13 protein-coding genes are annotated in these 13,545 nt (G+C 68.9%); 6 read left to right on the forward strand and 7 right to left on the reverse strand.

The features are described from left to right. The first annotated feature begins 97 nt into the window (after positions 1 to 97). Together ACH413_RS18685 and ACH413_RS18690 are read left to right on the forward strand one after the other, a co-directional pair. Entirely contained in the window at positions 98 to 1,432 is a 1,335-nt protein-coding gene (locus ACH413_RS18685) for a cellulose binding domain-containing protein (RefSeq protein ID WP_360034571.1), read from the forward strand. A gap of 153 nt (positions 1,433 to 1,585) precedes the next feature. After that, positions 1,586 to 2,620 carry an MFS transporter gene (locus ACH413_RS18690; protein ID WP_396425116.1) on the forward strand — a complete coding sequence of 345 codons (1,035 nt, stop codon included), beginning with the start codon at positions 1,586 to 1,588 and terminating at the stop codon, positions 2,618 to 2,620. Here ACH413_RS18690 and ACH413_RS18695 read toward each other — a convergent pair. From ACH413_RS18695 to ACH413_RS18710, 4 genes are read right to left on the reverse strand one after another with little or no spacing between them, the layout of a single operon-like run. After that, entirely contained in the window at positions 2,614 to 3,558 is a 945-nt protein-coding gene (locus ACH413_RS18695) for a DUF1152 domain-containing protein (protein ID WP_360034568.1), read from the reverse strand. The genes ACH413_RS18690 and ACH413_RS18695 overlap by 7 nt on opposite strands. Then, positions 3,498 to 4,196 carry an LLM class flavin-dependent oxidoreductase gene (locus tag ACH413_RS18700; protein WP_360034565.1) on the reverse strand — a complete coding sequence of 233 codons (699 nt, stop codon included), beginning with the start codon at positions 4,194 to 4,196 and terminating at the stop codon, positions 3,498 to 3,500. The genes ACH413_RS18695 and ACH413_RS18700 overlap by 61 nt, the downstream gene beginning before the upstream one ends. 5 nt (positions 4,197 to 4,201) lie before the next feature. Beyond that, positions 4,202 to 5,302, reverse strand: a complete 1,101-nt coding sequence (locus ACH413_RS18705) for an MFS transporter (protein WP_360034562.1) — start codon at positions 5,300 to 5,302, stop codon at positions 4,202 to 4,204. 14 nt (positions 5,303 to 5,316) lie between these two features. Further along, positions 5,317 to 6,102 (reverse strand): NmrA family NAD(P)-binding protein, encoded by a 786-nt coding sequence (locus ACH413_RS18710; RefSeq protein WP_360034559.1) that lies wholly within the window; start codon positions 6,100 to 6,102, stop codon positions 5,317 to 5,319. Between the two features lie 144 nt (positions 6,103 to 6,246). On the opposite strand from ACH413_RS18710, the gene ACH413_RS18715 reads away from it, so the two are divergent. After that, positions 6,247 to 7,101, forward strand: a complete 855-nt coding sequence (locus ACH413_RS18715; RefSeq protein WP_360034556.1) for a bile acid:sodium symporter family protein — start codon at positions 6,247 to 6,249, stop codon at positions 7,099 to 7,101. A gap of 57 nt (positions 7,102 to 7,158) precedes the next feature. Further along, a complete protein-coding gene (locus ACH413_RS18720; RefSeq protein WP_396425118.1) occupies positions 7,159 to 8,541 on the forward strand; it encodes a carboxylesterase/lipase family protein in 1,383 nt (460 codons plus the stop codon). Here ACH413_RS18720 and ACH413_RS18725 read toward each other — a convergent pair. After that, a complete protein-coding gene (locus ACH413_RS18725; protein ID WP_360034550.1) occupies positions 8,534 to 9,985 on the reverse strand; it encodes a M20/M25/M40 family metallo-hydrolase in 1,452 nt (483 codons plus the stop codon). The genes ACH413_RS18720 and ACH413_RS18725 overlap by 8 nt on opposite strands. Before the next feature lie 164 nt (positions 9,986 to 10,149). Here ACH413_RS18725 and ACH413_RS18730 point away from each other — a divergent pair, with 164 nt between their 5' ends. Further along, on the forward strand, positions 10,150 to 10,890 hold the full coding sequence (locus ACH413_RS18730) for a lipopolysaccharide core heptose(II) kinase RfaY (RefSeq protein ID WP_360034547.1): 741 nt from the start codon (positions 10,150 to 10,152) through the stop codon (positions 10,888 to 10,890). Here the strand turns inward: ACH413_RS18730 and ACH413_RS18735 are convergent. Further along, positions 10,807 to 11,586 carry an ABC transporter permease gene (locus ACH413_RS18735; protein WP_360034544.1) on the reverse strand — a complete coding sequence of 260 codons (780 nt, stop codon included), beginning with the start codon at positions 11,584 to 11,586 and terminating at the stop codon, positions 10,807 to 10,809. The genes ACH413_RS18730 and ACH413_RS18735 overlap by 84 nt on opposite strands. Further along, the gene (locus ACH413_RS18740) at positions 11,583 to 12,527 is read right to left on the reverse strand and encodes an ATP-binding cassette domain-containing protein (RefSeq protein WP_360034541.1); all 945 of its coding nucleotides are present in this window, start codon (positions 12,525 to 12,527) and stop codon (positions 11,583 to 11,585) included. Before ACH413_RS18740 ends, ACH413_RS18735 begins: the two co-directional genes overlap by 4 nt. Before the next feature lie 101 nt (positions 12,528 to 12,628). Here ACH413_RS18740 and ACH413_RS18745 point away from each other — a divergent pair, with 101 nt between their 5' ends. Next, positions 12,629 to 13,378 (forward strand): TetR/AcrR family transcriptional regulator, encoded by a 750-nt coding sequence (locus ACH413_RS18745; protein ID WP_360034538.1) that lies wholly within the window; start codon positions 12,629 to 12,631, stop codon positions 13,376 to 13,378. The last annotated feature ends 167 nt before the right edge of the window (positions 13,379 to 13,545 follow it).

Consider the following 13,545-nt stretch of genomic DNA (forward strand, 5'->3'; position numbering starts at 1 on the left):
CGAGGGCGAACGATGTCCGGTTCATCCCCTTGAACAGGTGGTTTAGACCAGTTAACGTGCCTGTCATCACGTACCCCCTGCACGTGAATGGAGCACCATGAAGAAGTTTCGCTGGCAGATCCTGACCATCGGCCTGGCGATAGCCACCGTGGTCGGAGGCGTTGTCGCCGCGCCCGCGAGCGGCGCGTCGGGCGTGACGGCGGCGTTCACCAAGACGTCGGACTGGGGCAGCGGCTACGAGGCCAAGTACACGATCTCCAACAGCGGCGGGTCCGCGCTCTCGTCGTGGACCGTCGAGTTCACGCTGCCCAGTGGGCAGTCGATCGCGTCGCTTTGGGACGGCAGCTATGCCGCCAACGGCCAGAACATCACCGTCCGCAGCACGTGGAACGGCAACGTTCCGGTCGGTGGCAGCACCAGTTTCGGCTTCACCGTGAAGGGTTCCGGCGCGAACCCGTCCAACTGCAAGGTCAACGGCGGTTCGTGCGACGGCACCGGCAACCCGCCGACGACGACCACGACGACCACCACCACGACGACGTCGAACCCGCCGTTGCCCGGCAACGGACGTGGTGCGCCCTACCTGTACCTGGGCTGGGGCGACCCGCAGAACGCCACGCAGGTCATGAAGGACACCGGCGTCAAGTGGTTCACGCTCGCGTTCGTGCTGTCGAGCGGCGGCTGCAACCCGGCGTGGGACGGCCAGCGTCCGCTGACCGGTGGCGCCGACCAGCAGACGATCAACGCCATCCGCGCGGCCGGCGGTGACATCGTGCCGTCGTTCGGTGGCTGGAGCGGCAACAAGCTGGGCCCGAACTGCTCGACCCCCGAGGCGCTCGCTGGTGCCTACCAGCAGGTCATCAACGCCTACGGGCTCAAGGCGATCGACATCGACATCGAGAACTCCGACGAGTTCGAGAACACCGTCGTGCAGGACCGGATCATCACGGCCCTGAAGATCGTCAAGCAGAACAACCCCGGCATCCAGACGATCGTCACCTTCGGCACGTCGACCACCGGCCCGAACTTCTACGGCAACCGGCTGATCGACCAGTCCAAGGCGCTGGGCGCGAACATCGACGTGTTCACGCTCATGCCGTTCGACTTCGGCAGTTCCAACATCCGCACCGACACCATCGGCGCGGCCACGGGGCTGAAGAACAAGCTCAAGTCGACCTTCGGCTGGAGCGACGCCGAGGCGTTCAAGCACGTCGGCATCTCGGGCATGAACGGCCTGTCGGACCAGCGCGAGCTGACCACGGTCGACGACTGGACCGCGATCCGCGACTGGTCGAAGGCCAACGGCCTCGGGCGACTGGCCTTCTGGTCGGTCAACCGCGACCGCGGCGGCTGCGACGGACAGGTGTCCGCTGGCTGCTCGGGCATCCAGCAGGCCGACCTGGCGTTCACGAAGATCACCGCTGGTTTCTAGCCACGTCAGGTAGATGACCGGCTACGGGCCGTCAGCGCCATTTAATCGGTGGCGCTGGCGGCCTAGTCTTGTGCCATGCGACGACGACATTGATCTTCAACTGATCTGACCCGAACCGCGACGGCGTACGCGTGGTGTTCGCACCTCATCCCCATTTACGCCCTGTACGCGTTGCTCTTCGCCGACAGCGGGCTGTCCGACGCCCAGATCTCGGTGCTGCTCGCCATCTGGTCGCTGACCGCGGTGGTCTTCGAGGTGCCGTCCGGCGCTCTCGCGGACCGGTTCTCGCGGCGCGGTTCCCTGGTGGTCGCCGGTGCGCTGCAGGCCGCCGGGTACGCGGCCTGGGTGCTGTTCCCGTCGTTCTGGGGCTTCGCGGCCGGTTTCGTGCTGTGGGGTCTCGGCGGCACGCTCACCTCCGGTGCGTTCGAAGCCCTGCTCTACGACGGGCTGGCGGCCAGTGGTGACGAGGACCAGTACGGACGGCTCAACGCTCGGGTCGACACCATCGAGCTGATCGCTCAGGTGCCGGTCGCGGTCGTGGCCACGGCGCTGTTCTCGTTCGGTGGCTACCAACTGGCCGGCTGGGCGTCCGTCGCGATGTGCCTCGCGTCGTCGGTGATCGCGTTGAGGTTCCCGGAACCCGAACGCGAGTCCGAAGAGGACGACGAACCCGGCTACTTCGCGACGCTGAAGGCCGGCCTGAAAGCGTCCATCCCGATCAAACGTGCCGTGCTGGCAGTGGCTCTGGTGTACGCGCTCGACGCGTTCGAGGAGTACTTCACGCTGCTGGCCCAGGACTGGGACGTGCCGACGGTGTGGGTGCCGCTGGCGACGATCGGCATACCGCTGATGGGTGCGGCCGGTGCCTCGCTGGGCGGGCGACTGCCGTTCCGCGGCTGGGTGCTGTTCGCCTCGGGCGCGCTGCTGATCGTGGCCGCGTGGCTGGCGGTTCCGCCGGCGATCGTCCTGCTGGGACTGTTCTACGGCCTGTACCGGTTCGTGCTGGTGCACGTGGAAACCGAGCTCCAGCACCAGATCGAGTCCGATGCCCGTGCGACCGTGACGTCCGTGGCCGCGATCGCCTCGGAGTTCGTGGCTTTCGCGGTCTACGGACTGTGGGTGCTGGGCTCGGCCATCGCCATCGGCGTGCTGGTTCTGGGGGTGGCGCTGATCATCCGACGTCAGTGAGGCAGTGCGCGGCGGGGGCGTCGGTCGTCGACGCCCTCGCGGTACTCCTCGATCGCGAGCGCCACGTCGAACGCCGTTCGCGTCTTCTCCAGCGCCGGCAGGTAGTGCACGCCGCGGGCCAGCGCGTCCAGATCGACGCTGAAGTACACGCCCATCAACGGGTTCACGAACAGCTCGCTGCCCGCGGTGCGGGTGGTGAACTGCACGTTCCCGAACTCGCCGCGCAACGAGGCCGCGATCTGCCCGTTCACGATGCTCGGCGACAACGGCGTCGCGTCCTGCGCCTGCTGCACCGCCGTCGTGTAGGCGCGGGCCTCGTGGCTGTCCGACGGGATCGACAACGCGCCGAGGTAGGCGCCCTGCTTGTCCAGTGCGGCAAGGTTCTCCAGCACGTGCGCGTGGCACACGCCGTGGTGCGCGTCGATGCCGAACCCGAGGCTGGTCACGATCTTCGTGACGCCGTCGATGCCGTGGACGGCGGCGAGGCTCGTCATGTCCTCGGTGGGCGTGCCGAGGTGCTGTTCGTCGCCGCGCAGCAGGATGTCCGTGCCGCCGTCGACGAGTACGACCGCGTCGACGGCGTGCTTCTTGATGATCGTGCGGTAGGCGCTGCGCAACGGCCGCACGCCCGTGCGCGGGAACGCGTAGACGATGTCGTTGAGGAACCGCGCAAGCTCGCGTTCGGGGAAGTACGCGTCCTCGCCGGAGGTTTCCGGTGCGACGGCGGCGAGTCCGCGTTCCAGCCACGCGTCGAGGTCGAGGCGTTCGAGGTCGCTGAAGCTGAGGCTGGCGTAGTGCACGCGCTTGCCCTGGCCGCGCAACGCGACGCCGAGCGGGATGCCCGCGAACACGTCGAAACCGCCGCCCGCCCCGGCGATCAGGACGTTCTGCGCGGAGTCGAGACGGGCGAAGAGAGGCGGTGTGGCAAGGCTGAACACACGGCCGACCCTAGCTTTTCGACCTCCGCGGGGCTGCCGACTTTCACGAGCAGGCGGTCAGGTTCCCACTCCAGACCCTCGTCCAGCCCACGAGCCAGCACGCCGACCCGAGGATGCGCGGCCTGGTCGCGGTACCGGGTGAGGTGTTCGGTCTGGTCGGCGAACACGAACAGGCCGTCGTCGTGCTCCGCCGCCAGATCGGCGATCTCGGGCGACCGCGTGCAGGCGTGCCAGAGGTAGGGCCGCTCGGGCCACAGTGTTGTGAAAGCCAGGTAGTGCTCGACCGTCAACGGCAGGCTGTACTCGATCTCCTTGCCGAACCAGCCGAACACCCTCGCCGTGTTGCCCCGCCCGAGCACCAGATCGGTCCTGCCGGGGGCGAGGAGGGCGAGCGTCGCGTACTCGGCGGCGAGCCGGGCCGGGTCGTTCGTGGTGATCAGCGTGGTGGCGGTGGACAGTCGCAGAGTCGTGCGAGCCGCGATGTGGGCCAGGAGCGTGGCGGGGCAGGAGGAGTTGTAGGGCGGGTTGTGGTGCTCGCCGACCGCGAAGACGTCGAGATCCGCCTGATCGGCCGCGATCGCCACGGCGACGATCTCCGACGGCTGGAGGTCGCCCGCGGTGAAGACGCCGATCTGCACGCTGATCAGTGTCGCAGCCGGATCGTCCACAGACAGCCGGCCAGCGCGACCGCTCCCGCCGCGGCCAGCGCGGCGGAGGTGGAGACGTCGGCGACGAGGCCGAGCAGGATCGGCCCGCCGCCCAGCCCGATGTCGAGGAACGCGCTGGCCGTCCCGGACGCGGCGCCGCGCTGGTCCGGCCGAGCGGTGGCGAAGACGGCGGCGAAGAACGCGGGCGTGCTGAACGTGACGCCGGCGCCGAGCACAACGCTGCCCGCGATCAGGCTGAACGGCATGAGGAACAGTCCCGCCGCGATGACCGCCAGGGCGATCGCGCCGAGCTGCAACGGCGGCAGGCGGTCCGGGACCTTGGCGAAGACTGCTCTGGCGACGACGACCGTGGCGCCGTAGAGGAACAGCGGGAGGCTGGCGTTGCCGAGGCCGATCTCCTGCGCCCGGATCGAGGCGAACGCGAGGAAGCCGCCGCTGGCCGCGATCGCCGCGCAGAGCGCGATGCTCGGCGCGATGGCCGGGCGGTGGATCAACGGGCTGCGTGGGCCGTCTGAAGGCGTGCCGGTCTCGCCGACGAACGCCGCGGCGACACCGCCGGCCAAGCAGAGCGCGGCCGCGGCGAGCCAGGCCGTGGGGAACGACCGTTGCGTGAGGACCTCGCCCAGCGGCGGGCCGGCGGCGAGACCGAGGTAGAGGCCGAGCGAGTTGAGGCTGAGGGCTTCGCCGAGCCGGTCCGGCGGGGAGATGTCGACCAGGGCCGCGAACCCGGCCACGAAGAACGCGGCCTCGGCGACACCGAGCAGCAGCCGCAGGGCGAGGATCGCCGGCAGATCGGTGGCCAGGGAGGTGAGGGCGAGGCTGACGGCCGCGAGCACGGCACCGCCCACCAGCAACGGTCTTCGGCCGACGCGGTCGGTCAGGCGGCCGGCGATCGGGCGCAGCACCAGGGCCGAGATCGCGAACGTGCCGAACGCCAGCCCCGCCGCGGCCTTGGAGGCCTGCAACGGGCCGGTGACGTAGAGGGGCAGCGCGTAGACCGCGATGCCCATCGCGGTGAAGTAGCCCAGGTCAGCCGCGGTGAGAAGGGCGAAGCGCGGGGTCAGCAGACGCGCCATCGCATCAGGGTGCGCTAGCCGCGGGCGTCCGACAAGAAGCCGGCGAACGAACGCAGTCCCGGGTGGAGGGCGCGCAACGCCTCGATGTCGACGTCCGGCTGGGCGTTGCCGCTGAACACCTTCCGCAGTTCCGGATCGTCCACCTGGAACTGTTCGTACTCGAGGCCCATCAGCCCGGCGATCTCCACCGGCGTCAGCAGATCCCCGGCCAGCGTGAGCGACGAGCCGACGAACCGCGCGGGGTCGGCGAAGACGCGTGCGGCGATCGCGCCGATGTCGTCCACGGCGATCAGGTGGTAGCGGACCGACGGGTGCAGCAGGTGCGTCAGCTTCGGCAGGCCCGGCGCGTACAGGCCGTCCATGAACGTCGTCGGCCGCAGCACCGTCACGGGCTGGCCGATGTCCGCGATGTGCCGCTCGACCTCCCACTTGCTGTCGAACGACGCGACGCCGGTTCGTCCGGCGGCCTCGACCAGCGACGCGTAGACGAGGTGCGGGACACCGGCGGCCAGCGCGGCGTCGGCGACGTTGCGGCCCCACCGGGTCTCGGCGGCGGGGGAGTAGCCCTGCGGGGAACGCGGGTCGTGCGGCGCGGGCTGCACGCTGAACACCGCGTCGGCGCCCGCGAAGGCGCGCGTCAACGACTCCGGAGAGTCCTGATCAGCGACGACCGTCGACGCGCCGGGTACCTGAGCCGAAGCGTTCCGGGTCGCCGCGCGGACGTCCCAGCCCGCCGCGACGAGGTGCCGCGTCACTGCACCGCCCTGCTTGCCGGTCGCTCCCAGCACCACCGCAATCATTTCTGCCCCCAGAAGGTTTTCTACAGGACTATCACGGATCCGGGGTGTGGTGCCGCCACCTGGCCGATTCCATCGGGCCGGGCGTAACGCCAGGATCTTCCGAACAGATCAAACTGCACAAGCTGGACATCCGCGGAGGCCGCCGTGCTAGTCGTACAGATCTTCCTGCCGCTGGCACTGGGCCTGGTGATGTTCGGGCTCGGTCTCACCCTGACCACCGATGACTTCGCCAGGGTCGCGAAGTACCCCAAGGCCGCGGTCATCGCACTGGTCTGCCAGGTGGTCGTCCTGCCCGCGATCTGTCTCGGGCTGGTGCTCGCGTTCGGGCTCAAGGGTGTGCTCGCGGTCGGCATGATGCTGCTCGTCGCGTCGCCGGGCGGCACGTCGGCGAACCTCTTCAGCCACCTCGCGGGCGGGGACGTGGCGCTCAACATCACGCTCACCGCGATCAACTCGGTGCTCGCGGTGTTCACGCTGCCGCTGGTCGTCGGCCTGAGCATGGCGCACTTCATGGCGGACAGCGCCGAGGTCGGGTTGCAGCCGGCGAAGTTCGTGCAGGTGTTCGCGATCGTGCTGGTGCCGGTGGCGATCGGCATGCTGGTGCGCCGCAGGTTCGAGGCGTGGGCCCTGAAGATGAACGACCCGGTGCGCATCGCGTCGGTCGTGGTGCTGGTGCTCGTCATCATCGCGGCGATCGCGCAGGCCTACCAGCAGCTGATCGACAACATCGGCACGCTCGGCCCGGTGGCGTTGCTGCTGAGCGTCTTCAGCCTGCTGATCGGCTACTACGTGCCCAAGGCGTTCAAGGTCGAGCGCAAGCAGGCGATCGCGTCGGCGATGGAGATCGGCATCCACAACGCCACGATCGCGATCACGCTGGCGTTGACGGTGTTGAACGACGAGACGATGGCGATTCCGCCCGCCGTGTACGGGGTGCTGATGTACCTGCCGGCGGCGGTCGCGGCACGGTTGTTGTCCCGCGACAAGGCTGCTGTCTAAAGAGGTTGCGGTAGTGGCTAGGTTGATCGTGACATGCGTTCAACCTCAACCGTATTGATGGCGGCCGTACTCGTTGCCGCAACCGCTGTTCCCGCCCACGCCGCGGGAATCGTCCGCACTGACACCGGATTCGTGTCAGGAACCACCGTCGATGCCCAGCGCTCGTTCCAGGGCATCCCGTTCGCCGCCCCGCCCGTCGGGGAGAACCGCTGGCGCGATCCGCAGCCCGCGAAGCCCTGGCAGGGCGTTCTGAAGGCGGACAAGCCCGGTCCTCGTTGTGAGACCGACGAAGACTGCCTGTACCTCAACGTCACCACGCCGCTGAAAGCCACGAACCGGCCTGTTCTGGTCTGGATCCACGGCGGCAGCTTCACCAGCGGCGCCGGCTCTGACTACGGCGTGGACCAGTTGGTGCGCAACGGTTCCGTCGTCGTCACCATCAACTACCGGCTCGGCGCGTTCGGGTACTTCGGCTTCCCGGGACTCGACGGCTCCGGCGCGTTCGGCCTGCGCGACCAGCAGGCCGCGCTCGGCTGGGTCCAGCGCAACATCCGGCAGTTCGGCGGCGACCCGCACAACGTCACGCTCTTCGGTGCGTCGGCGGGCGGGTTGTCGACGTGCGCGCAGCTGACCTCGCCCAGGACGCGCGGCCTGTTCCACCGGGCGATCATCCAAAGTGGACCGTGCCAGTTCGGTGTCCCGGCGGGCGAGAACAACGTCCAGCACAACTGGGTCAAGCGCGAGGACGTCGAACGAGCCGGTGCCCAGGCGTCGGGCTGTGCCGACATCGCGTGCCTGCGCAAGCTCACAGTTGAGCAGGTCAAAGCACTGACACCGCAGTTCTCGTCGCCCGCGTACGGCACGGAAGCCCTGCCGGAGAACCCGATCACGGCGGTGCGCGAAGGCCGCTTCCACCGGATCCCGGTGCTCGCGGGCACCGCACGCGACGAGTTCTCCGTGTTCGCCGCGATGTTCTACCCACCGCTGGACGCCGCCGGGTACGAGCAGGCACTGACCGACGGCTTCGGCACGGCCAAGGCGCAGCGGATCCTGGCCGCCTACCCACCGCGTGGTGGCGACGAACGGGTGCCGCTCTCCGCGGCGCTCTCGGACATGACCTCGGCCTGCCCGACCGCCGAACTGCGCGCGCAGACGCACGCGTTCGGCTACGAGTTCGCCGAACCGGAGCCGCCGATGATCTTCCCGGGCATGCCGGACTTCCCGTACGGCGCCTACCACGGCTCGGAGCTGCCGTTCCTGCTGCGGTACGCCGGCGTCGAGCTCGCCGGGAAGCAGCAGAAGCTCTCCGACGAGATGGTGCGGGTGTGGACCCGGTTCGCGCGGACCGGACATCCCGGCTGGGCACGCCAGGACGTCCGGCTCTTCGCGACCGAGCAGGTCGCACCGGCAGATCACCGGTGCGACCTCTGGGCTAGCTAGCGGAACCCTGCGGCGCGCGTCCGTGCGACTTGCCGGGCGCGCGCACGCCGTTCACCGTCGAGGTGTCGAACGCGAACGTGATCACCGCGGTGGCGATCGCGTCGGCGTTGACGTCCAGGGCGGTCAGGTTCAGGTTCGACCTGGTGTCGCACGGCTGGTGGTAGCACGGGTCGAACGCGATGCCCGCGGTGCCGCCGTACCGTGCCGCCTGTTCGGCCGTCTTCACGTCCTCGGCTCCGGTGAACAGGCCGCCGGCCGGGATGTTGACCGCGATGAACGGCCCGTAGTCCGACCGCCCGGAGAAGTCCGTGTCCTCCGAGGGCAGCCCGCGGTCGGCGTAGAACTTCTCGAAGACGTCCTCGATCTGCGCCGACCCCGGCGGGATCGCCACGGGCGCGGTGCCGCTGGAGTCGTCACCGTCGTAGATGCCGTAGAAGTGGTTCGGCGAGCCGACCATGTCGAAGTTCAGGTACAGCGCGATCTTGTCCCGCTGGGCCTGCGGCAGCGTGGCGACGTAGTGCTCGGACCCCAGCAGGCCCTCCTCCTCGGCGCCCCACCAGGCGAAGCGGACCTTCGCGTTGGGCTTGACCTTCTTCATCTGGATCGCCGTCTCCAGCAACGCCGCCGAGCCGCTGCCGTTGTCGTTGATCCCGGGCCCGTCCTGGACGCTGTCGAGGTGGGCGCCGGACATCACGACGTTGTTCGGGTTGCCGTCCCGCGTCTCGGCGAAGACGTTCCACGCCTGCCGGGTCTCCTCGGTGAAGTCGACCTTCACCCGGACCGTGGCGCCGGGCGTGAGCACGATGAGCTCCGAGGCGGCGGCGTAGGTCGCGAACACCACGGGGATCGTGAGACCCGGCGTGTCCCCGATGGGCGTGACCAGGCCGGTGCGGCCGGGCTGGCCCTCGTTGAACAGGATCGCCGCCGACGCCCCCGCGGCTTGTGCGTTCAGCGCCTTGACGTTGAACCCGCAGGTGCCGCGCTGCAGCATCGCGATCCGGCCGGGAACGAACCCGGCGAAGTCGGCGGCCTCGCAGCCGCTGCTGTTGCCGTTCGGCACCGGGGTCGGCGGGACGACCACGTCGACGGGCTGGATGACGCCCGTGACGTCGCCCTCGGCCGTCGGGACGAACCCGTTGCGGTTGAAGTCGGTGTCCCGCTGGAACGTTCGCGGCACCGGTGCGACGCGGTCGAGCCGTGAGTTGTCCTCCACATACGGGAAGTCGAACGACTGCACGCTCGGCGAGTAGCCGGCCGCGGTCAGTTGCGAGACCACGTAGTTCACCGACGCCTGGTATCCAGGACGTCCGGCCGCGCGGTCGCCGTGGGTGTCCGCGATGGACTGGAACGCGTCGAGATGTCGCAGGACACCGTTCAGCGTCACGGCTTTGGTGAGCTTCGCAGGGGAGTTGTTGTTGGGATCAGCGAGTGCCTGTCCGGTCACAGCCAGTGGTAGAACCAGTGTCAGGACCGATAACAGCGCTACGCGCCGAGGACGTTGAACCATCGGTGGGCCTCCATGCGTACTTCGCCGCCGAATGCATCCCCCGACGATCCTTATCTGTCCGATGTGTCTTGTGTTACACCGTTGCTACGGGAGGTGGGTGTTTGTTCCGGTTGCTGGAGACCGCTCTGCGCGTCGAACCGCTGCAAGGAGAAGGTCTCACCAACGTCCTGCACCTCGTCACGCTGGCCGACGGGCGCAAAGCCGTGCTGCGGCAACCCAAAGTCGCGCGCGACCTGCCGAAGTTCGTCGTGCCCGGCGCGCCGGAGGTCCTCGCGCACAACGGCCGCGGCGACGTGCTGGTCGAGTACGTCGAGGGCCGCACGCTCGCGGACGCGCTGCCGGTCTCCGACGAGGTCTGGCGCGCCATCGGCCTGGCGTTCCGGAAGATCCACCGCGTCGGTCTGCTGCACAACGACGTGAACCTCCACAACATCATCGTCGGAGAAGGCGAAGCGACGCTGATCGACTGGGACAACCCCGGCCAGGGCAACCCGCTCGACGAGCTCGCGGCGTTCGAGGAGCACCTCTACCTGCACGGAACCGCGCTGCCCCAAGCCTTCTGGATCGGTTACGGCACCCGGCCGGATCCGGTCCTGCTGCGCGTGCACCGGATCGCCGGGTGCATCGGCTGGCTCGCGAGCGAGGACTGGCGGGAGTGGGAGGACGACCGGACGCTGACACCGGAGAACCTGGCCAGGGTCCGGAACTGGCGGCGACTGCTCGCGCGGTGGCTCGCCGACCAGCTCCGGAACGACCTTCTAGCGGCTGAGGTTGCGGTACTTCAGCACGGACAGCGGCCAGAAGATCGCCACGAACACCGCAGGCCACAGCACAGCGAGTAGCAGCGAGTTCTGCGCGGCCCACGAGTCGCCGCCGACACCGGGGTTGCCGAACAGCTCCCGCGCCGCCGCCACGGTCGACGACAGCGGGTTCCACTCCGCGACGACCCGCAGCCAGCCCGGCATCAGTTCCGGCGAGACGAACGTGTTCGCGAACATCGTCAGCGGGAACAGGAACATCCACGACGCCTGCGCGGCTTCCGGCTTGACCAGCAGGCCGAGGTAGATGCCGACCCAGACCAGGGCGAACCGCAGCCACAGGAACAGCGCGAACGCCAGCAGCGCGTTGAGCAGCCCGTCGCGGAACGACCAGCCGATCACCAGCCCGCACAGCGCGAGCACCAGCAGTTCCAGCGACGAGTTCACCAGGTCCGCGATGCTGCGCCCGGCCACGACGCCGGTCTGCGACATCGGCGAGGCGCGGAACCGGTCCGTGACGCCCCGGTCGGCGTCCATCGACACCATCATGATCGTGCTCGCGATGCCGAACGCGATGGTCTGGCCGAACATGCCCGGCAGCAGGAACTCGATGTAGTCGCCGCCGCCGAAGACGTTCATCGCGCTGCCGAACACCAGCCCGAAGATCAGCACCGAGATGATCGGGTAGGCGAGGTTCGCGAACACCCTGACGGGTTCGCGCACCCAGTGGATCAGGTCCCGCCTGGCGACGATCCACGAGTCGATGGCCGCGTACCTCATGCCTGCACCTCCGCGACTGCCTTGTGACCGGTGATGGCGAGGAAGACGTCGTCGAGCGTCGGTCGCCGCAGCGCGATGTCCTCGGCCTCGACGCCGTGCGCGGCCAGTGCCGACGTCACCCGGGTCAGCGCCGCCACCCGGTCGGCCACCGCCGCGCTGACCCGGAAGGTGTCGAGGTCCACCTCGGCGTCCGGGCCGAGCACGTCCCGCACGACCGGGAGCTCGTCGGCGTTGCGGACCACCACCTCGATCCGGTCGCCGCCGAGCTTGGACTTGAGCTGGTCCGGCGTGCCCTGCGCCGCCACCCGGCCGGTGTCCATCACGACGATCTGGTCGGCCAGCTGGTCGGCCTCGTCCAGGTACTGCGTGGTCAGCAGCACCGTCGTCCCCTCCGCGACGACCCGCTTCACCTCCCGCCACACCTCGCCGCGGTTGCGCGGGTCGAGGCCGGTCGTCGGTTCGTCCAGGAACAGCACCGACGGGCGCATGATGAAGCTCGACGCCAGGTCCAGGCGCCGCCGCATGCCGCCCGAGTACAGCTTGGCCCGCTTGCCTGCCGCGTCGGTGAGCCCGAACTGCTCCAGCAGCTCGTCGGCCCGTACTTCGGCCTGGCGCTTGCCCAGGTGGTAGAGCCGCCCCCACATGACCAGGTTCTCCTTGCCGGTCAGCACGTCGTCGACCGTGGACTGCTGGCCGTTCAACGCCACCTGACGGCGCACCGCCGGTGCCTCCCGCGCCACGTCGTGGCCGGCGACCTCGGCGCGGCCGCCGTCCAGTCGCAGCAACGTGGCCAGGATGCGCACCGCCGTGGTCTTGCCGGCGCCGTTCGGGCCGAGCAGCCCGCAGACCGTTCCCGCCGGTACGGCCAGGTCGAACCCGTCGAGCGCCGCTTTCTTGTCGAACACCTTCCGCAGGCCTTCCGCGAGCACCGCGTGTCCCACGCCTTCACCCCCGTGGCTTAACTGCTTACGTTGTACACCGGGTGTACGTTGTACACGGTTCTAGGATTCACATGCAAGGTGTTTGTGAACGAGGGGGTTGGGTGAAGAGCGATCGTGACCGGAGCGTGCGGCTGCTGTGGGAGCCGCCGGCCGAGCCGACGAGGGGACCGAAGGCCGCGCTCAGCCAGTCACGGGTGGTCGAGGCGGCCATCAAGGTGGCCGACGCCGAGGGGGTCGAGGCGCTGACGATGCGCCGGGTCGCCGAGACGCTGGGCTTCACCACCATGTCGCTCTACCGGCACGTGCCGGGCAAGTCCGAGCTGCTGGACCTGATGGTCGACGCGGTGTGGGGCGAGACCGAGCACACGCCGCAGGGCCCGTGGCGGGCCGGACTGGACTTCTTCGCGCGGCAGGTGTGGGCGATGTACCGCGCGCACCCGTGGATGCTCCAGCTGACGGCGTCGCGGCGGATGCCCGGCCCGCAGGCCATGACCCGCCAGGACGCCGCCTACGCGGTCGTGTCCGAGCTGGGGCTGGCCTCCGAGGAGATCGTGGCGGTCGTGACGGCCGTGTCCCACTTCGTCGAGGGCGTCGGCCGGACGATGGCGGACCGCGTGCGGGCCGAGCGGGAGAGCGGCGTGTCCGAGGAGGACTGGTGGAACGGCAGGGAGGCGCTCTGGGAGCACTTCACGCCGGACCGGTTGCCGATGATGACCCACATCTGGAACTCGGGGGGCTTCGAGCGGATGCTCGACCAGTTCGAGTTCGGTCTCGCCAGGGTCCTGGACGGCCTCGCGGTGTTCATTGAGACGGAGGAACGACCGCTGGTTCGTCCAGAGACGTGCCTGTAGTCGTACGCAACACCTTGAGTCGTCCGATCGAGTGAAAAGCGCAGCTCAGACAGGGCTGGAACCGTAGTTGAGCGGTTACGTAATGCCATTGTTATGCGCAATCAGAATGAACTCGTTCGCAAGCTGAACCGACCACTCCTATCTGCCCGTTTTCCTTCGTGACACCG

This window comes from Lentzea sp. NPDC020367 (assembly GCF_044387305.1).
Classification (GTDB): Bacteria; Actinomycetota; Actinomycetes; order Mycobacteriales; family Pseudonocardiaceae; genus Lentzea.

Coding starts and splice junctions, on each gene's coding strand:
- ACH413_RS18685 (WP_360034571.1), top strand. CDS start 98: ATGAAGAAGTTTCGCTGGCAGATCCTGACCATCGGCCTGGCGATAGCC.
- ACH413_RS18705 (WP_360034562.1), bottom strand. CDS start 5,302: ATGGCGCGTCTGCTGACCCCGCGCTTCGCCCTTCTCACCGCGGCTGAC.
- ACH413_RS18710 (WP_360034559.1), bottom strand. CDS start 6,102: ATGATTGCGGTGGTGCTGGGAGCGACCGGCAAGCAGGGCGGTGCAGTG.
- ACH413_RS18720 (WP_396425118.1), top strand. CDS start 7,159: ATGGCGGCCGTACTCGTTGCCGCAACCGCTGTTCCCGCCCACGCCGCG.
- ACH413_RS18735 (WP_360034544.1), bottom strand. CDS start 11,586: ATGAGGTACGCGGCCATCGACTCGTGGATCGTCGCCAGGCGGGACCTG.